This is a genomic window from Pyxidicoccus sp. M15 (assembly GCF_056858435.1).
In genome coordinates this window covers 12,372,755-12,391,233 of record NZ_CM166495.1, presented here as the reverse complement: position 1 = coordinate 12,391,233, position 18,479 = coordinate 12,372,755, and the positions used below count along the sequence as shown (strand labels likewise).

General features: G+C 71.3%; 18 protein-coding genes and 1 pseudogene. 14 read left to right on the top strand and 5 right to left on the bottom strand.

Annotated features, from left to right (window positions below):
- Positions 1–16: 16 nt before the first annotated feature.
- The 6 genes from ACX9TP_RS46215 (at position 17) to ACX9TP_RS46190 (ending at position 4,659) form a co-directional block, all read left to right on the top strand.
- Positions 17–832: a CheR family methyltransferase gene (locus ACX9TP_RS46215; RefSeq protein WP_482977112.1), complete on the top strand. Its 816-nt coding sequence runs from the start codon at positions 17–19 to the stop codon at positions 830–832.
- 148 nt (positions 833–980) lie between these two features.
- Positions 981–1,880 carry a hypothetical protein gene (locus ACX9TP_RS46210; protein WP_482977111.1) on the top strand — a complete coding sequence of 300 codons (900 nt, stop codon included), beginning with the start codon at positions 981–983 and terminating at the stop codon, positions 1,878–1,880.
- Positions 1,881–1,908: 28 nt separating this feature from the next.
- Positions 1,909–2,274, top strand: coding sequence for a hypothetical protein (locus ACX9TP_RS46205; RefSeq protein WP_482977110.1), 366 nt, complete (start codon positions 1,909–1,911; stop codon positions 2,272–2,274).
- Between the two features lie 77 nt (positions 2,275–2,351).
- Positions 2,352–2,885, top strand: a complete 534-nt coding sequence (locus ACX9TP_RS46200; RefSeq protein ID WP_482977109.1) for a hypothetical protein — start codon at positions 2,352–2,354, stop codon at positions 2,883–2,885.
- Positions 2,886–3,190: 305 nt separating this feature from the next.
- Complete coding sequence (locus ACX9TP_RS46195) at positions 3,191–4,291, top strand: S1 family peptidase (protein WP_482977108.1); 1,101 nt, start codon at positions 3,191–3,193, stop codon at positions 4,289–4,291.
- A gap of 23 nt (positions 4,292–4,314) precedes the next feature.
- On the top strand, positions 4,315–4,659 hold the full coding sequence (locus ACX9TP_RS46190) for a YciI family protein (RefSeq protein ID WP_482977107.1): 345 nt from the start codon (positions 4,315–4,317) through the stop codon (positions 4,657–4,659).
- 1,304 nt (positions 4,660–5,963) lie between these two features.
- Here ACX9TP_RS46190 and ACX9TP_RS46185 read toward each other — a convergent pair.
- Positions 5,964–6,362 (bottom strand): hypothetical protein, encoded by a 399-nt coding sequence (locus ACX9TP_RS46185; RefSeq protein ID WP_482977106.1) that lies wholly within the window; start codon positions 6,360–6,362, stop codon positions 5,964–5,966.
- A 172-nt stretch (positions 6,363–6,534) separates the two neighbouring features.
- Here ACX9TP_RS46185 and ACX9TP_RS46180 point away from each other — a divergent pair, with 172 nt between their 5' ends.
- Positions 6,535–7,170, top strand: coding sequence for a hypothetical protein (locus ACX9TP_RS46180; protein WP_482977105.1), 636 nt, complete (start codon positions 6,535–6,537; stop codon positions 7,168–7,170).
- Between the two features lie 113 nt (positions 7,171–7,283).
- Complete coding sequence (locus ACX9TP_RS46175; RefSeq protein ID WP_482977104.1) at positions 7,284–7,985, top strand: DUF1361 domain-containing protein; 702 nt, start codon at positions 7,284–7,286, stop codon at positions 7,983–7,985.
- Positions 7,986–8,088: 103 nt separating this feature from the next.
- Here ACX9TP_RS46175 and ACX9TP_RS46170 read toward each other — a convergent pair whose 3' ends face one another.
- On the bottom strand, positions 8,089–8,388 hold the full coding sequence (locus tag ACX9TP_RS46170; RefSeq protein WP_482977103.1) for a hypothetical protein: 300 nt from the start codon (positions 8,386–8,388) through the stop codon (positions 8,089–8,091).
- 187 nt (positions 8,389–8,575) lie between these two features.
- The gene (locus ACX9TP_RS46165) at positions 8,576–9,061 is read right to left on the bottom strand and encodes a hypothetical protein (protein WP_482977102.1); all 486 of its coding nucleotides are present in this window, start codon (positions 9,059–9,061) and stop codon (positions 8,576–8,578) included.
- 190 nt (positions 9,062–9,251) lie between these two features.
- Here ACX9TP_RS46165 and ACX9TP_RS46160 point away from each other — a divergent pair, with 190 nt between their 5' ends.
- Positions 9,252–9,707: a DUF2267 domain-containing protein gene (locus ACX9TP_RS46160; RefSeq protein ID WP_482977101.1), complete on the top strand. Its 456-nt coding sequence runs from the start codon at positions 9,252–9,254 to the stop codon at positions 9,705–9,707.
- 124 nt (positions 9,708–9,831) lie between these two features.
- Here the strand turns inward: ACX9TP_RS46160 and ACX9TP_RS46155 are convergent, their stop codons facing one another.
- Positions 9,832–11,349, bottom strand: coding sequence for an HAD-IG family 5'-nucleotidase (locus ACX9TP_RS46155; protein ID WP_482977100.1), 1,518 nt, complete (start codon positions 11,347–11,349; stop codon positions 9,832–9,834).
- Positions 11,350–11,563: 214 nt separating this feature from the next.
- Here ACX9TP_RS46155 and nrfH point away from each other — a divergent pair, with 214 nt between their 5' ends.
- The 4 genes and pseudogenes from nrfH to ACX9TP_RS46135 form a co-directional block, all read left to right on the top strand.
- Positions 11,564–12,070 carry a cytochrome c nitrite reductase small subunit gene (nrfH, locus tag ACX9TP_RS46150; RefSeq protein WP_482977099.1) on the top strand — a complete coding sequence of 169 codons (507 nt, stop codon included), beginning with the start codon at positions 11,564–11,566 and terminating at the stop codon, positions 12,068–12,070.
- 1 nt (position 12,071) lies between these two features.
- Positions 12,072–13,649: an ammonia-forming cytochrome c nitrite reductase subunit c552 gene (locus ACX9TP_RS46145; protein WP_482977098.1), complete on the top strand. Its 1,578-nt coding sequence runs from the start codon at positions 12,072–12,074 to the stop codon at positions 13,647–13,649.
- Positions 13,650–14,327: 678 nt separating this feature from the next.
- Positions 14,328–14,972, top strand: a complete 645-nt coding sequence (locus ACX9TP_RS46140; RefSeq protein WP_482977097.1) for an START domain-containing protein — start codon at positions 14,328–14,330, stop codon at positions 14,970–14,972.
- Positions 14,973–15,863: 891 nt separating this feature from the next.
- Positions 15,864–16,058 (top strand): annotated as a pseudogene (locus ACX9TP_RS46135) (hypothetical protein); the annotation flags it as partial.
- A gap of 876 nt (positions 16,059–16,934) precedes the next feature.
- Here ACX9TP_RS46135 and ACX9TP_RS46130 read toward each other — a convergent pair.
- The gene (locus tag ACX9TP_RS46130) at positions 16,935–17,747 is read right to left on the bottom strand and encodes a YwiC-like family protein (RefSeq protein WP_482977096.1); all 813 of its coding nucleotides are present in this window, start codon (positions 17,745–17,747) and stop codon (positions 16,935–16,937) included.
- A gap of 236 nt (positions 17,748–17,983) precedes the next feature.
- Here ACX9TP_RS46130 and ACX9TP_RS46125 point away from each other — a divergent pair, with 236 nt between their 5' ends.
- Positions 17,984–18,262 carry a TraR/DksA family transcriptional regulator gene (locus tag ACX9TP_RS46125; protein ID WP_482977095.1) on the top strand — a complete coding sequence of 93 codons (279 nt, stop codon included), beginning with the start codon at positions 17,984–17,986 and terminating at the stop codon, positions 18,260–18,262.
- Positions 18,263–18,479: the final 217 nt, after the last annotated feature.

Sequence of the window (18,479 nt, the reverse complement as noted above, 5' to 3'; positions counted from 1 at the left end):
TGAGGAGCTTCACGGCATGACGGACCCTGAGTGCGTGGAGTTGCTGCAGTGGGCCGCGCCCTGGCTGCGCCTGCGCTGGGACGGCTTCCGCCGTGTCCGGGGGCAGGTGTGCAAGCGCATCGGCCGCAGGCTCCAGGCGCTGGGGCTCCCGGACGCCGCCGCCTACCGCGCCCGGCTGGAGGCGGACGCGGACGAGTGGGCGGTGCTCGACTCGCTCTGCCGCGTCACCATCTCCCGCTTCTACCGCGACGCGCATGTCTTCGACGTGCTGCGCGACAGCCTGCTGCCAGCCCTGCTGGAGGCGCTGCCCGCGGGGAGCACCTTCCGCGCATGGAGCGCCGGCTGTGCCTCCGGCGAGGAGCCTTCCACGGTGGCCGTCCTCTTCCGGCTCGGCCTGCAGCCCCGCTTCCCGGAGGTTCGCCTGGAGCTGCTCGCCACCGACGCCGACGAGGCGCTGCTCGCCCGCGCGCGCCGGGGCTGCTACCCGCGCGGCTCGCTGCGGGAGTTGCCCCCGGAGTGGGCTGCCCGGGCCTTCCCCGCGTCGGGCCCGGAGCCGTGCATCGCCCCCGCGTACCACGAGGGTGTCACCTTCCTCCGCCAGGACCTGCGCACACAGATGCCGGACGGCCCGTTCCAGCTCGTGCTGTGTCGCAACGTGGCCTTCACCTACTTCGCGCCGCCGCTGCAGCGCGAGGTGCTCGCGCGACTGGTGACACGCCTGGTGCCGGGCGGGCTGCTCGTCATCGGCGGCCATGAGTCGCTTCCCGAGCACGGCGCGGAGCTGGAGCGCCCCGCGGGGCCGCTTCCCGTCTTCCGCAGGACGACGGACTGAGGCGCTTTGGACCCGGTTTCGATACACCCCGTGAAACATGAGTCATGCATCATGCGTGTGACGCGCCCCGCCTTGAGCGCTGCACGGGTGCCCGGTACCACCGTTGCCTCCTTGGGGCCAAACCCCTGGCCGGAGGGAAGGCAACGTTATGCGCAAGGCGCTGTGTGCGGCGGTCGCGTCGTTGATGCTGTCGGCATGTGGAGGTTCTGGCGGTGGTGACACCCCCGCCGAGGTGAAGCAGGACGGGCTGTCCATGTCCGAGGCGGCGGGCCGCACGGACGGCACCTTCATCCACGGCGGCGGCGAGGTGTCGTTCTCCTCGCGCGAGGTGGAGCCCGGCGTGTACCGGCTGGAGGTGCGGCTGCGCGGGATGACGCTCAGCGGGCTGATGGACCCGGCCAGCGGCGTCTCCACGCTGGACGGCTTCGCGGACGGGAGCGCGACGGACACGCAGCTCGGTGACGCGGACCGCGAGCTGCTCGCCGCCCTCTACGGCGCGCTCAACGCGCAGCTCCCCGCGGGCGACGCGGCGGCCCCCGAGGCCATGTACCTGCGCCGCGCGGTGGGCCTGTGGGCACAGAACCCCGGCAGCGTGGAGCTGAAGCGCACGGTGCTGGGCGAGCAGGGCCGCGGCTACACCATGCTGTGCAGCTATACGAAGTGCAACGGCCGCCAGACGGGCAGCTGCGGCGGCGTGTACAACTGGTACTCGTACTCGAAGCATGACTGCAACAAGGGCGGCTTCGACTGGGCGGGCAACCAGCAGATTGCGCAGCTCGGCGACCACACCTCGTGCAGCGGGGACGAGTACTACCTGAGCGGCGGCACGTGGCTGTGCGGCGAGCCGGACCACTGGTCCCGCCCGAAGGTGATGGGCAACTGCTACGGCCGCTGCGGTGGCGGCTGCGGCGGTGATACCCAGTACACGCTGGACGCCACCAACCACGACGGCTGCGTGCGCAACGGCCACATGCTGGCGAGCGGCTACTGCGATGACCAGTTCGTGTCCGCCAGCGACGACGAGCTGTTCGCGCCCAACTGCTACTGAGCGCATGGCGGCTGTCGGGAGGAAGGGGATGCGGACGGGCGCCGGGGCGTGCTGGCTGGTACTGGTCGCCCTCGGGTGCTCGTCCGCGTCGTCCAAGACACAGGCCGCGGAGGCGACGGTGCGCCGCTTCTTCGAGGCGCTGCCCTCGCAGGACTGCGCGGTGCTGGAGCCGCTGCTGGCCACCGGGGGCAGCGCACGCCCCTGCGAGGAGACCGTGCGGGAGCTGAGGGAGCACGGCTTCTCCCTGGTGGCCATCTCCGGGTCGACAGTGGACGGGCGGGACGCGGAGGCCGTCATCGTCCGGGCCCGCGTCGCGCGGGATGGTGAGGAGCGCAAGGAGCCGTGGCTGTTGCGAGTGGAGCGGCAGGCAGGCGCGTGGCGCGTGCGGTTCTGAGAAGTGGAGTACGCTTCACGTCCGGCCTCCTGCACGCGCCTTGCAGAACGGCGGGCGCCAGGGAGGGCAAGCGAGTCATGAGGATTCGATACCGTCTGATGCTGGCCGCCGCCGTGGCGCTCACCGTGTCCCTGCTGGCGGTGGTGCTGTGGCCGGCGTCTTCCGTGCCTCCGGTGGTGCCGGAGACGCCGGTTGCCGCGGTGCCCGTGGCGCCCGTGCCCGAGTCCGTGCCCGTGAAGGCCGCGACGCGGGTGGAGCCGGTGCTCGCGAGCAGCGAGGCGAAGGCCACGGTGGTGGCGCTGGGGCCCGGTGATGTCGCGCCGGAGCCGGAGGTGCTGGGCGCGCCCCCGCAGGAGAATGACGCGATTGCTCCCGAGCTGCCGCAGACGGCGCAGTGGCGGCTGGAGAAGACGGTGCGCATCGCCGTGCTGCTGGGGCGGGACGTGGAGCGGCTGGAGCGCGAGTACGAGCAGGCCGATGCTCGCGGTGACGAGCGGCGCAGCGCGCAGCTGCAGACGCTGCTCGTGCGTCAGCGGGCCCGGCTGCACGAGCTGCGCGAGGAGCTCGAGGAGCTGGGCGAGGCGGCGAGGCAGGAGTCGTCCGCCGAATGAGGCTGGGGTCCGCCTCGGCCTGGAGTGGCGCTGGCGCGAGTGAGGGTGGGAAGGTTCCGTCCGTCGAGTGGCCGCATGCTGTGGCTCCATCGTGTGAGGGCATTCAGCGAGGCCCCACTCCGCATGCGCATGTCGCTGGTGGAGTGAAGACCTCGTGGTGGGTCGGCGGCGCCGTCGTGTTTGGCTCGTGCGAGTGCCGCAGGGGAGCTCAGTCCGCGCTCGGACCCCGTGCAGCGCGGGCCCTGCTCCTGATGACGGCTGTGGCCTCCCTGCTTGCATGCCAGCCCGTGGCGGAGGCGCCGTCCGTGTCCACGCCGCTCACGGACTCGGCGTCCATCGTGGATGGCACGGATGCGCTGGAAGACGCCGCTGCCGTGGCGCTCATCGCCCGCCGCACGCGCTGCGGTGGCGAGCCACCAGTGCTGCTCTGCTCGGGGGCGCTCATTGCGCCGGACGTGGTGCTCACGGCGGCGCACTGTCTGGCCATCTTCGGACCGGACGGGCCGCACGAGGTCTACTTCGGCCAGGTGTTGCTGCCCCAGCCGGAACCCGCTCCACGAGGCCGCTTCGCCCGCGTTTCCCGCGCGGTCATCCATCCGGACTACGACGCCGTCACGCACACGTATGACGCCGCGCTGCTGCGGCTCGCGGTTCCGGTGGACGTGACACCCTTCCCGCTGCCCGAGTCCACGAGCGCCGCGCCCGTCGTCGGTGCCTCCGTGCGGGTGGTGGGCTACGGGGACACGAAGGACGCGCGGGCCCCGTCTGGTCGGAGGCGACAGGGGACGCTCGCGGTGACGCAGGTGGAGCCCGCTGCCTTCCGCGCGGGCCCCTCGCCGAGCATGAGCTGTGTGGGGGACAGCGGTGGGCCAGTGCTCCTGCGCGACGGTGAGCGCGAGGTGCTGGTCGGGCTCACCGCGAGCGGCGACGTGGCCTGCCGGGACGAGGCTCTCAACGTGCGCGTGGATGCGCTGCTCGACGGCTTCATCCGCCCGTTCCTCGCGGAGGCTCCCACGCCCGTCGTGCCCACGCTGGCACCGGAAGCCCTCTGTCGCTCCACGTGCACGAGCGATGCGGAGTGTCCCTCGGGGCTCACCTGTGTCTCCGCTGGAGGTGCTCCCGGCAGGTGCCTGCTGCCCGCGCTCCAGGAAGGGGACTACGGCGCGATGTGCTCGGACGCCGCCGCGTGTGGCGCGGGCGGGCTGTGCGCGCGGCTGGAGCCCGAGGGTGATGCCTCGTGCCGCTGCTTCACGTCCTGCACCGGGCCGCTCCCCGACCCGGTGGACCCTCCCGAGCCCGAAGTCGACTCGGGAGGCTGTGCGAGCGCGCCGGGTCCCGTGCTCCTCGGAATGCTTGTGTTTGCGCTTCGAGCCGCTCGCGGCGTACGTCGGCCCGCTCGGCGCTGAGCGCCGGTTGGAGGACGGTGCGCATGCTGCATCTGCTGGTCCTGCGGTACCTCGTGGCGGCGCGGGAGGCGGAGCCCCACGTCGTGGAGCACGTCCGCTATCTGGAGCGCCACCACCGGGCCGGGACGTTCCTCGTGTCGGGGCAGACGGTTCCGTCGGAGCACGGAGGCGCCATCCTGGCCCGAGGCGTCGACCGCGCCACCGTGGAGCGGTTCACCGACGAGGACCCCTTCGTCCGGGCCGGCGTCGCGGAGTACGCCGTAACGACCATCGCCCCGGGCCTCGTGCACCTTGTCCTCGCGGAGTTGCTTGGCGTGAGTGCGTCGCGCGTGCGTCCCGGCTCTTTGGGCGTCGGCCGCGCGGAATGAAGCTTCCTTCCGCTGTCGCTGGCTGCCGGGGGCGCCGGACGGCGGATGCGTGGAATGAAGCTTCCTTCCGCGTCCGCTGGCTGCCGGGGGGGGCCGGACGTCGGCCGCGTGGGATGAAGCTTCCTTCCGCATCCGATGGCTGCGGGGGGCCGGACGTCGGACGCGCGGCATGAAGCTGCCTTCCGCGTCTGCTGGCCGCCGGGGGGGCGGCGGGCGCCGGACCTGAGGAAGGAAGGTTCCTTCCGCGTCCGATGGCTGCAGGGTGGGGGCGCCTGGCGTCGGACTCTCAGAATGATGGTTTCTTCCGCGCCTGATGGCGGCTGGGTGGGGGCGCCGGACGGCGGACCCGTGGAATGAAGCTTCCTTCCGCGTCCGATGGCTGCCGGGTGAGGGCGGCGGGCGTCGGACCTGTGGAATGAAGCTTCCTTCCGCTTCGGCTCCGGCTGTTTGGAGGGGCCGTCGGGCGATGCACTGCTCAAGGGAATGAGTCTTCCGTCCGCTTCCGCTGGGTGCCGGGCATCGGACGTGCGGAATGAAGAATCTTTCCCCGCCTGATGCGGCCGGGTGGCGCTGCCGGGCGTTGGCCTTGCGGAATGAAGCTTCCTTCCGCGCCCGATGGTGGCTGGGCCGGTGCTGCCGGGCGTTGGCCTTGCGGAATGAAGCTTCCTTCCGCGCCCGATGGTGGCTGGGCGGCGACGTCGGGCGTTGGCCGCGGAATGAAGCTTCCTTCCGCGTCCGATGGTGGCTGGGCGGCGACGTCGGGCGTTGGCCGCGGAATGAAGCTTCCTTCCGCGTCTGATGGCGACCGGACGGGTCCGTCGGGCGGCTGACCGCAGAAGGCAATGAGTCGTCCGACTGCTTCCGCTGAGTGCCGGCGGCGAACGCGCGGAATGCGCCTTCCCTTCGCTATCGCTATCAGGGAGAGGTCGTCGGGCAGCAGCCGCGCGGAATGAAGCTTCCTTCCGCGTCTGATGGCAGCGGGGCAGGGCCGTCGGGCGGCAGCCGCGCGGAATGAAGCTTCCTTCCGCGTCTGACGGCAGCGGGCAGGGCCGTCGGGCGTTGGCCTTGCGGAATGAAGCTTCCTTCCGCGTCTGATGGCAGCCGGGCAGGGCCATCGGGCGGCGCACCGCTGAAGGCGAAGAGTCCTCCAGGTCGCCGAAGTCCCCGGCAGTCACGGCGGCGCGTCGCTCAACCCGTCGTGCCTTCGTCCCCATGCAGCCACACCCGGGCCATGCGGGCCGCACCCACGTCCGGCCGAGCCCGGCGGCGCGCGCCCGGTGCCGGGTCGCGCGGCCCCACGTGACTCAAGCGCGGATGCTCGTCTTGCGCGCGCCCCGGCTCTTGTAGGCCTTGCCCGCCTTCAGCGGCGTCGTGTCCCCGCGTCCGGTGGTGCGCTTGGCGGTGCCTTCCTTCCGGTACGCCACGGCGGCCTCGGACGGCAGCGTCTTGCGCCGCGACGTGCTGCTGCCCAGCTCCGGCACCGGCAGCTTGCGGCCCTTCGCCGTGAGTCCCTTGCCCGGTGCACTGCGAGGGCTGACGTTGCGGTCCTCGAAGTCCGTGCTCCCCAGCGCCCGACGGCCGCTCTTCTTCGCCTTGTGGGTGCTCTCCCCCGCGGCCCGGCCCACGTCCGTGGCCTTGAGGGCCAGCGTCGTGCCCTTCTTCTTCGCGTTCTTCACACGCACCGCTCGCGTCTTCTCTGGCATGGAACCTCCCAGGCACTCAGGTAGGGATGAATCTCCCCGGTTGCCAGGAACGGCGGAGCGGACGGGCCCCGGCACTGCTGTCCGCCGCGAATCTTCCTTCGACGCCACACCCGCGTCGTACCCGGGGACGAGGTTGCGTGCGTGCACGTCGCGGTGCTCCCATGACGCCACCGTGCCCCGCCCACCCTTCATGCCGGACGCGTCCCACCGCGTCTGCCCCGGCTGTGTCCGGGTCGTCCTCCCGGGCCGCGATGCGCGCTGCCGGGAATGTGGCGGCTCCCTGGAGGACGCAGCGCATGTCTCGCGCGGACCTCCGCCCCCACCGCCTCCGCGCCGGCTCACCCGGGCACAGCGGCGCGCAGTCCTCCGTCCGAAGCTGGGCACCCAGTACTGGATGGGCACGTTCTTCCTCGCCCTGGGCGCGCTGATGCTGCCGGTGGCGCTCGCCTTCCTCCGGCCCCTGCTGCTCATGACCGGCATCTTCCTGCTGGTGGGCGTGTTGCTCCGCCGCTCCGGCTGGCCCGCAGCGCTCCGCCGCGAGCAACGCCGCCGCCTCCAGGCCCTGCGCTGGGGCCTGAGCGCCCCGGCGGAGCTCACCCGCGTGGAGCGTCACACCGTCCCCGGGCTCCAGGCGGGGCGCGTGGCGCAGCTCGACTACATCTTCCTCGTCCACGGCCAGCCCGTGCCGGGGAGCGTGCCCTCGTCGCGCCTCGCGGACGCACGGCGGCCCCCGGGGGAGCCCATCTGGGCCGTCTACCTGGCCGACAGTCCAGACGTCAGCGCGCTCTGGCCTCCGCCGGAGTCCTGAGGGATACCCGACCCTGGCCCGGACGTTGCTTTGGTCCGTGGGCACATTCCTTCACGGGCCCCGTGCCGTGTCCTCCGGGCCACGGTGCGCGGCCCGGCTGCCCCACCGCCACCATGTCCCAGACCCAGACTTCGCCTCCCACCCTCCTGTCCGTGCTGCGCCGCCATGGCTTCTGGCCCGCGCTGCTGAGCAGTGCCGCCGCGGTGGGCATGCTGGCCCTCCGGCTCGACTGGAGCGAGCGCGCCAGCTTCGCGTTCCTCTCCTGGAACCTGTTCCTGGCGTGGGTGCCCTACGTCCTGTCGCTGCTGGCGCGCCTGCTGATGGCGCGGGGAAGGGGCCGCGGGTGGCTGCTGGCGCCGCTGGCGCTGGGGTGGCTCGCGCTGTTCCCCAACGCGCCGTACCTCCTCACGGACTTCATCCACCTGCGTCAGCGGCCCGTGGTGCCGCTCTGGTTCGACGCGGCGCTGCTCGCGCTCTTCGCCGCGACGGGCTGGCTGATGGGGCTGCTCTCGCTGGAGGTGTGGAAGGAGTGGCTGGAGCAGCGCTGGGGCCGGGCCCGCGCCTGGGTCTTCGTCGCGGCCACGTCGCTTTTGTGTGGCTATGGCATCTACCTGGGCCGCGTGGAGCGGTGGAACAGCTGGGACGTGCTCGCCGAGCCGGGGCGCCTGCTGTCCGCCATGGCCGCGCACCTGCGCGAGCCCGGCGCCTTCCCGCACCTGACGCGCCTCACCGTCCTCTTCGCGGGACTGCTGCTGCTCTCCTACGCCCTCTTCGAGACGCTGATGGCGCGCCTGCGCTGCCGCCGCGCCACGTAGCGGGCGGGACGTCTGCCGCCGGAGCGCCCCATGGGAAACGAGGACACCGTCCGCACCCGGACGTCCGGGCGGGGACGGTGTCCCACGTGCTTCGAGCTTCCGCTCAGCCGCCGTGCAGGGGCGCCCGCTTCTTGGGCCCACCCCCGTGCTTCACGTTCATCTCGCTGGGGGCCTTCTTGCGGCCCTTGAGCGTCGTCACGCGGCGCCGGTTGCTCTTGGGCTCGTGCAACTCGGCGGCGGGCCCGAGCGTCACCCGCTCCAGCGTCTTCTGACGGCGCAGCGCCGCGGCGTCGTCCCGAGGCAGCGTCTTGCGCCCCTTGCTGGCCTGCACACTGGGCTGGGCCGCGTGTGCATCCACCCGCCGCTTGTTCTTGATTCCTGCCACTTTCGTCCGCACGGCCATGATGCCCTCCTTCCGTGGAGAGGTAAGGACGGCGCCCCGGCTTTTCCATCCCCCTCCGGGGGAAGGGACGGGGGCCACGCCGCGTGCCTGCGTGCTCTCCAGCCGCTCCTCCCTCCCCGCGGGGCCGGGCACTTCCCTCCGGGCCGACGTCGGGCCCGCGGGCCCGGCGGCTCCTGGCGGGGAGCCGCTACGTCGACGAGCGCTTCCCCTTCTTGGGCGGCCGGGTGCTGGTGGTGCTCTCGGGCGGGAAGAGCCAGCCCTCGGCGGCGCGGGAGGAGGTGGTGTTCTGCGTGGCCTCGGAGGGCTCCAGGTGGAGGCCGCGGCAGCCGCGGCACCAGGACTGGGGCCGGCGCCCGCTCTTCATGATGCGGTAGCCGAAGTCCTGCTCGGTGGGGCCCACGTGGCCGCAGCGCGGGCACCGGCTCAGGGACGTGGTGCCAATCTCCTTGGCCTTCTGGCGGCCGTGCTCCACCACCAGGGCCAGGGCCGCCGCGAAGCCAATCCGTCCCGTCGAGGCGACGTGGAAGCTGCGGCCGCGCTTGCGGTTGCCGCGGCCCAGTACGGGCCGGAGGTCCATCCCCCCGAGCAGGTTGCGCTGCTCGAGGACACGCGACGGCGAATTGTCCGGGGTCGAGTGGCTCACGGGACAACTCATACTGTGGCGGTCTGACATGCCCTGCCCGAGGGCCCTGGCCCCCTGGCCGCCTTCCGGGTGGGGACTGAACGAAAGTCCAGTAATGTCGCGGATCTACACGCATCCCACCCCGGAAGTGGGGTGGCTCGGGAGGCCGCATGACTGGCTGGAAGGCCCGGCGGAGGCGGGGGCGTGCGCAGCTTGTCGGGGGCGAACGGAGGCCCCCCACATGACGCGCCCCACCAATGAGACGGAGCTGATGCAGCGCCGCGTGCAGCGGCACGAGTCCCACACCCGCTCCACCTATGCGGCCTTCATCCGCCACCTGTGCGAGGTGGGGAAGCTGGAGCCGTCGCTGGCCGAGTGCGCGGCGGTGGCGGTGCTCCGGGCGCTGGAGCGGCGCATCCTCCCGGCCGAGGCGAAGGACTTGGAGGCCCAGCTGCCGCGCCGGCTGGTGGAGTTCCTCCCCCCGCTGGAGCAGCGCCCGCAGCGGCCCCGGCGCTTCGGCAAGGAGGAGTTCCTGCAGACGGTGGCGGATGATTTGGAGAAGCCGGTGGAGGAGATGGAGCCCCTGGTGCGCGCGGTGTTCCGCGCCATGAGGGACCTCATCTCCGAGGGCGAGGCGAACGACGTGGCCAGCAACCTGCCCCCGGACCTGCAGGCGCTCTGGCGGCTCACGCAGTAGGCGCCAGGCGCCGTGACTCGCCGGCGTCCCGGGCCCTGGCCCCGGGAGCCTGCCCCGGGAGCCTGCCCCGGGAGCCTGCCCGATGACGGGCGGGCTCGCGCGGGGGCCTGGGGGCAGGTGGTCGCTACTCCCCGGCGTCCGGGCCCAGCAGTCCTCCGCCGCCCCCGTCCGAGGAGGGGAACACGGGCGTGCCGCCGGGCAGGCTCGGGTCGTGCGGCAGGCTGCCGCGCGGGCTGCGCAGGTACACGAAGGGCGTGGCGAAGAGGAAGTTGGACACGCGCGACGTGTAGATGTCCGCGTAGCGCTCCATCTGCCGCGCCAGGTGGCTCTTGTCGTTGCCCGCGCGCGTGAGCAGGCCCCAGACGGGGTTGGACAGCTCGGTGGCGGCGCGCGCCATGGGCCCCAGCTCCGCGTCCAGCGCCTCCAGCTCCGCGCGCAGCTCGGCCTGCCGTGCCACCAGCTCCGTCTCGGAAGGGGTGTCCGAGCGCGGACCGTACTGGAAGCGGCGCCGCTGCTGCTCCAGCCGCAGCTGGCAGCTCTCCGCCTCCAGCCGCTCCTTGTGCTCCATGCGCTCGCCCAGCCGGGCCTCGGTGGCGCGGAAGCCGGCGATGGCGCGCACCTCGTCCTCCAGCTCTCGGAGGATGAGCGCCGTGCGCCAGCGCAGCACGTCCTTCGTCACGTGCACGTCGCCGAACATGTGGTCGCCCACGTAGAGAATCTGGTCTCCGCTCAGCCCCAGGTGCCGCTCCAGCTCCACCGCGCTGCCGCCGAAGTAGGGCGTGCCGGGCTTGAGCGGCCCCGAGTGCTGCCGCAGGAGCGCCTCGCCGCCGGCCTCCACCACCTCATAGAGCGCCGAGCGCGTGGTGAAGAACTCCGGCTTGCGCGCGGACACAATCACCACGTCGAACAGCTGCCGCCACGTCATGCCCTCTGGCAGGTGCCGGTCGAAGGCGAAGTGCATCATGGGCTCGGTGTAGGCCCACTCGCTGTTGGTAATCAGCAAGAGCTTCTTGCCGGCGTGGCGCTGGTCCAGCAGCGCCAGCGGCGTCTCCGGGTCGTCGAGGACGTAGCGCTCCGGGTCGGCGATGATTTCCGCCTTCAGCCGCCCCTGCATGTGCGTGGCGTCCAGATTCTTGCGCACGTGCTCGTAGAGGTCCGTGTACCCCATGGGCGTCGAGCCCGGGAGCTGGCCGGCGTCCAGCCGGTCCACCAGCTGCGCGAAGATGCACGCCTCGGACAGCGAGAAGAGCGTGTTGAGGAACACCCAGCGCCGCTCGTGCAGGTCAATGAGGGTGCTGGCGTACTCGTCGCGCTGGGCCTCGAAGTCCATGGGCCGGGTGCCATGCAGGGCCTTCTTCACGATTCCGAAGCGGTTGGCCTTGAGCAGGTTGCCCTTCTCCGTGTCGATGATGAGCCCGCGGATGGCGAGCCCCGGGTCGAACGTCAAATCCCCCACCGGCCAGCCCTGCGCCACCAGCCGGTCTCGGATGTGTTCATACGCACGGCGCTCCCACGCTTCCACGCGGTAGTGGATGAGCGTGTAGTCCATGTCGTAGCCCACGGCCTTGATGGCGCGCAGGTTGAGGGTGCGGTTGCAGAAGAGGCCCCGCTCGGGCGGGGGACCGGAAGGATGCGAGCGCATAGACACCCTGGCTTTGCCCCGCCCGGAGGCAAAAGTCGATGCCCACGTGGTCCGTCGTTTGCTGGAGGGCACATGCCCGGCCCGACCCCCGGGGGCCGGACGCGTGGAAAATGACGGGACGAGGGTTGCCACCCGAGAGGCGCGCTCATACCGTGCGAGGGACTCTCGGAGCCCCATGCTCGGTGCCTCCCGCCGCGTTACCATCAGCGCTGTCGTGCTTGCCGTCCTGGTGGGCACCGCCGTCGGCGCGGGTGGGTACACCTTCGTCTATGCGAAGGGCGCCTCGTACCTCACCGACGACCCGGCCGCGTGTGCCAACTGCCACGTGATGAACGAGCAGTACGCGGGCTGGGTGAAGAGCAGCCACCACACCGTGGCGGTCTGCAATGACTGTCACACCCCGCATGACTTCTTCGGGAAGTACTTCACCAAGGCGCTCAATGGCTGGCATCACTCGGTGGCCTTCACGTCCGGGGACTTCCACGAGCCCATCCACATCAATGAGCGCAACCTCCAGGTGACGGAGGCGGCGTGCCGCTCCTGTCACCAGGACATCGTCCACGCGATTGAGCCGGGGCTGCTGGTGCGGGTGTCCGCGCGGGCCCCGGCAGACACCCGGAAGGACGCCAACCCGCATGGCAGCCTGCACCCTCCTCCCGAGGACGGGACGCTGAGCTGCCTGCGCTGCCACCACTCGGTGGGACACCAGGAGCTGGACTGATATGGCGAACCCGAATGCTCCCGTGAAGCGCCGGCCCCTGCTGCTCCTGGTGGCCGTGGGCGGGGTGTCGGCCCTGGCCGCGGCGGCCGCCGTCGCGCTGGCCACCAACATCTTCGAGCGCAAGCAGGAGGCCCGAAACCCCTTCTTCCGCGTGGTGGAGCTCACCGACGACACGGTGGACCCCGCCGTGTGGGGCAAGAACTTCCCCCTCCAGTACGACATGTACCTGCGCACCGTGGACCAGACGCGCACGCGGTACGGCGGCAGCGAGGCGGTGCCGCACGCGCCCACGCAGGCGGACCCGCGCTCGGTGGTGGCGCAGAGCCGGCTGGAGGAGGACCCACGCCTGAAGCGCATGTGGGCCGGCTATGCCTTCAGCAAGGACTTCCGCGAGGAGCGCGGCCACGCGTACATGCTGACGGACCAGACCTTCACCGAGCGCCAGCAGGTGACGCAGCAGCCGGGCGCGTGCCTGCACTGCCACGCCAGCACGTACACGCTCTACAAGAAGCTGGGCGAGGGGGACCTCTTCAAGGGCTTCGACGCCGTCAACCACCTGCCGTACTTCGAGGCGCGCAAGCAGGTGGAGCACCCGGTGAGCTGCATCGACTGTCACGACAGCCAGACGCTGCAGCTGCGGGTGACGCGGCCGGCCTTCATGCTGGGCATGCAGCGGATGAAGGCCGCGCAGGGGGTGCTGGACTACGACGTCAACCGGGACGCCACGCGCCAGGAGATGCGCAGCTACGTCTGCGGCCAGTGCCATGTGGAGTACTACTTCAAGGGCCCGGAGAAGACGCTCACCTTCCCGTGGGACAAGGGGCTGAAGATTGAGAACATCCTCGAGTACTACGAGGAGAACCCGCACAAGGACTGGACGCACGCGGAGACGGGCGCGCCGGTGCTGAAGGCGCAGCACCCCGAGTTCGAGATGTGGAACCAGGGTATCCACGCGCGCTCGGGCGTGGCGTGCTCGGACTGCCACATGCCGTACACGCGGGTGGGGGCGCAGAAAATCAGCGACCACCACGTGCGCAGCCCGCTGCTCAACATCAACCGCGCGTGCCAGACGTGCCACCACTTCTCCGAGGCCGAGCTGCGCGCCCGCGCCGAGGCGCTCCAGGAGCGCACCTTCCGGCTGCGCAACCAGGGGCTGGATGCGCTGGTGGGACTGCTCAACGACGTCAAGGCCGCGAAGGCGGCGGGGAAGACGGACGCGGAGCTGGCCGGGGTGTACGCGCTGCAGCGGCGCGGGCAGTTCATGCTCGACTTCATCGAGGCGGAGAACTCGATGGGCTTCCATGCGCCGGAGGAGGCGGCCCGCATCCTCGGGCAGGCCACCAACATCATCCGCCAGGCACAGGTGCTGGTGAGGGACCCCACCTTCAAGCCGGAGATTCCCGACATGCTGCCCGCCGCCGAGGGAGATGCCCATCCCGGGCCCGGCGTCCGGGGCAAGACGGTGGGTGCCCCCATGGGGGGCGCGGGCGGTGGAGGGGAGCCCCGCGATGCGGGGGGCGCGGCCGCTGCTCCGGCGGGTGCTGGCGGTGCGGTCGAAGGTGGCAAACCGACCCGGTGATGAGTCGGCCGGTGCGTAAGGTCCCGGTGCTGAGGGTGGCACTTCGCGCGAGCCCGGCGGTGAGGGGGGCACGCCGGCGAGCCCGGTGGCGATGGTGGCAATTCGCGCGAGCTCGGCGGAGCAGGTGGCACTCCGCGCAAGCACGGTGGCGACAACTGCGCTTATTCAAGGCGCGGAACCCCCCTTGGGCGCACATGGCCATTCCATGGAGGTCCGCACCGTGTCCGGCGTCAGGCCGCGGCGGTGAGCTGGTCGGACGCGGAAGGTCATCCAATGGTCGGCCCAGCTCCAGGCAGGTCCGCACCGTGTCAGGCCGCGGCGGTGAGCTGGCCGGACGCGGAAGGTCATCCAAGGGTCGTCCCGGCTCCACGCAGGTCCGCACCGTGTCAGGCCGCGGCGGCGAGCTGGCGGGATGTGAAAGGTCATCCCATGACCGGTCCAGGTCGTCGTGGCTCGGCTGGGTATGACGGCACCGCGGTGGATGGCGGCCTCCTCGGGAGAAGCGGCTGCCCGGCCGGTGGTGGAGCGGGCTCTCGCTGTCGTCTTTCGGGAGGTCTCCTTCCCGGAAGGTGGAGAAGAGGCGCTGGGCCCTGGTGGGCTGAATGCCCGGTAGAGTTTGTCCGTTGGAAGGTGGGTAGAGGGCGAAGCACACCGGGCCGGAACTCAAGGGAAGGTCGCATGAAGATGCCATGGAGTTCGGGAGCCATCGCCGCCGCGCTGGTGCTCTCCGCCGGGATGTCGCGCGCGGAAGAGGCATGGGAGACGGTGGCGGAGAAGCCGTACCTGGTGAAGGTGCGGCCCCGCCCCGGCACCGGGGCGAAGGACGTGTGGGCCGAGGGGCAGCTCGCCGCTAGCGCGGCCGACGTGCAGGCAGTGCTGACGGACGTGGACTCGTATCGGCTGTGGATGCCGTACGTGAAGGAGTCGCGCACCATCAAAGAACTGCCAGACGGTGCTCGGCTGACGTACACGCGGCTGGACCTGCCCGTGGTTTCCTCGCGCGACTACGTGAGCCATGTGGTGCAGGAATCGAAGCTGGCCGAGGACGGCACGGGCGTCTTCGCCCAGCGCTGGAAGGCGGAACCGGACGCCATCCCCCAGCGCCGCGACACGGTGCGGCTGCGGCTCAATGAGGGGAGTTGGCGCGTGGAGCCTCGCGGCGAGGGGAAGGCCCAGGTCGTGTACAGATTCACCGTGGACCCCGCCGGCTCCATCCCCGGCTTCCTGGCCAACATGGGTCAGAAGGACGGTGTGGTGGATACCTTCCGCGCGGTGGAGAAGCGGGCCCGGCAGCATGCGGAGGCTCGACAGAAGCCGAAGTGACGAGGACCGGTTCCTCCGCGTCGGCGCCTCGTCGGTGTGTGGCGAGGACGGTGGACTGTGGAACTCGACGTCCATCGCGCGCGGCGCGGAGGCACACGGCTCGGGGCGGTTGTGGACGTACAGTTATCAGCCTCGGGGTCGGGGCAAGCGGGGCTCGAAGCTGAGAAGCCGATTCGACTCTGCAGTGTACGGTTTGCGGGAGCAGGCTCGAAGTTGAGAAGCCAATTCGACTTCAGGCTGCACGGTCGGAGCACGCGGAACTCGAAACTGACACGCCGGTCTGACTCCAGGCTGCGCAGTCGGAGCAGGCGAGGCTCAATGCTGACACGCCGCTCCGACTCCGGGCTGCGCAGTCGGAGCAGGCGGGGCTCAGCGCGGACACGCCGGGCTGCGCAGTCAAAGCCGGCGGGGCTCGACGCTGACACGCCGGTCTGACTCCGGGCTTGCGCAGTTGGACCAGGCGAGGCTCAACGCTGAAGCGCCGGTCTGACTCCGGGCTGCGCAGTCAAAGCAGGCGGGGCTCAGCGCGGACACGCCGGGCTGCGCAGTCAAAGCCGGCGGGGCTCGACGCTGACACGCCGGTCTGACTCCGGGCTTGCGCAGTTGGACCAGGCGAGGCTCAACGCTGAAGCGCCGGTCTGACTCCGGGCTGCGCAGTCAAAGCTGGCGGGGCTCGACGCTGACACGCCACCTCGACTCCGTGTTGCACGGTCGAGGCGCCCAGGCTCGACGCTGACACGCCATGCCCTGACTCCAGGCTGCACGGCCGGGCGGATGCCCATTGAAGCCGACTTCCGGGGGCGTGTGAGCGCGCGGCGTGGGTAACGGGAGAGTTTCCTCGATGAACGCCCGCCCTACCCCCTGGAGAGGTAGGCCCACCCTACCTGACCCATGTCAGCCCCCTCCGGTAGAAGGTATCGGCGGAAGAAACATTCCTTCCGCGCGAGGGTCCGCCCGGCGGGGTGGGGAAGGGGACGGGGTATGGGGCTGCTGGAGATCTACCACCACGGGACGATGCGCGACGCGGCGGAGGTGCTGGGACTGCGCGGCTATGACCATGTGTCGGCGGAGGAGCTGGCCCGGGTGGCGCGTATGTCGGTGGGCTCGTTGTACCGGCGCTACGGCAGCAAGGCGTCCTTCGCCCAGGTGGTGCGGGCCTACCTGGAGGACGACTTCTGCCGCTCGGCGGATTGGACTCCCAACGCGCGGCTGCGCGCGGCCGCGGAGATGGACTTCCGCGAGGCGTTCTTCACCTTCTGGTACAGTCTGGTGGACTGGGCATTGGAGCTGCGGGGGCCCTTCTCCTTCACCTTCCTGCACCGGCACCCGGAGGCCCCCGGGCAGCAGTCGTCTGGAAGTGCCGCGCGGGCCCTGGTGCGCGACGTCCTCCTGCAGGGTGAGCAGGAGGGAGCGCTGGTTCCGGGCTGCACCCGGGCAGGGGAGGTGCTCATCTGGGGGACGCTGACCGAAGTGGCGCGCGCGTGGGCCGAGCGACATGAGCCGGTGTCCAAGGAGGACATCCTCGCCTCCGCACAGACCCTCTGGCGCGCGCTGGCGAAGACGGAAGACTCTGGCGGGCCTCGCGGAGCCGGCACTCCTCCTGCCGGGGCCGCGCGGCCCGAACCCGCGATGCTCGGAACGCTCGCCTCGTTTCTAGAGCCCGCCCTGCCAGAGGCCGCGCGGGATGCGGCGCAGGCTCCGGATGCGATTCAGTCGGAGGCCGTGCGGGATGCGGCGCGGGCTCCGGATGCCATTCAGTCGGAGTCCGCGAGGGATGCGGCGCGGGCTCCGGATGCCGTTCAGTCGGAGTCCATGCGGGATGCGGCGCGGGCTCTGGATGCCATTCAGTCTCCAGTCGCGGAGCCGGAGAGCCTCGTCACGGTTCTCTCCGCTGCACCGTTGGATTCATTCATCGCCAGCTTCAGCCTGACATGTCGGCACCGCGTGCCTCGGATACGGAGCTCACGCCAGGCCCACTCCGAGGAGCACGGCGGTGGCGAGGCCCGCGACCGCGAAGCTCCAGCCCAGTCGCTCGAGATGTCGCGGCGTGGGCAGCAGGGCGAAGGTCCCGAGCGCCACCAGCGCGGTCGGCAACAACGCCATCACTCGCCACGGCGACACGCCCGTGGACATCGTCCACAGGAGGGCTCCCGCGACTCCGAACCCACTGACGGCAAGGCCCGCGAGGCGCGGCAGGGCGCGGTCCTCGCCGGGCTTGTGGGCCCGGATGACGACGTGCACCGCCACCGTGGCCAGCGCGAACCCGAGCGCGAACGTGCCCCACAGCGACAGGGCCGCACCCGGTGCCAGGCCTCCCGCGATGCCCACCGGTACCGCCCACGCTCCGAGCGCCAGGGACGCGAGCAGCTCGCCCGAGAGCGTGCGCTCCTGCCGTCCCCACGTCAGCAACAGCACCTCCGCGCCCAGGATGCCGGGAAGCGCGAGGTAGGGCCGGGCGGGGGCCTCGAGGTCCTGAAGGGCGAGCAGCAGGGACGTTGCTCCCAATACGACGAGGATGGCCGTCCGACTCCGGGCCAGGTGCCGCTCCTCCTCGTAACGGCGCGCACCCCGGTGGCCGAGCAGGACGAGCAGCGGCTCGTGCGCGAGGAAACTGGCGACCGCCGCGGCGGCGAGCCACAGCGCGGTGGCGCTCGGACCGGTGACGGCGAGCGCCGTCGCCAATGGCAGACCGAGCTGGAAGTACGCGCCGTGCTCCCGGGGCAGGAGCGCCTGGCGGGAGAGGGAAACCCGCGGTCGGGCAGAGAGGGTCAGCATGGGACGGCGTGGAGCAAGCGGCGTTCCGCTCCTGTGTCCAGGGGACGCGACGGGAGGACGGCGCAACGGGTGCGGAGGCATGGCGGGCTTGCGCAAGCCTTGCGCCGGGGCTCCGTCCGGGACGCTTGGGACGGAGAGGCACGGTTCCTGAATTGTCTCCATCCCGCCCTGGAGCACTGGACTCCGGGAGTGGCCATGGTCTTGAAGCCGCCAGGGGGCCGCTGTGGGAGGCGAACATGGACGTGCTGGCCCGTGAGGCCCAAGAAGCGCTGCTGCAGCGCAGCCAACGCCTGCGGGCTCGCGCCCGAGCGTCCTCGGACGAGCGGGCGGCAGAGGCGGCCGGGCTTTCCGACTCGGAGCGACAGGAGCTGGATGCCATCGAGGAGGCGCTCGCCCGCATTGATGGCGGGGAGTTTGGCTGCTGTGCGCGGTGTGGCGGCGCCATCGGCCGGCACCGGCTTCGCGCCGTCCCCGAGGCGCGTCACTGCATGACGTGCTCCGCTGCGGAGCGGTGAGCGGCTTCCGACGTGGACCCGTCTTGCGCATCGGTTCAGCGCTGCCCACCCCGGATGGAGCTCACAGGCCGGGAGCGTCACCGGGCTGCGCCTGCCTCGCCCCGGATGGAGCTCACAGGTCGGGAGCGTCACCGGACTGCGCCCGCCTCGCCCCGGATGGAGCTCACAGGTCGGGAGCGTCACCGGGCTGCGCCTGCCTCACCCCGGATGGAACTCA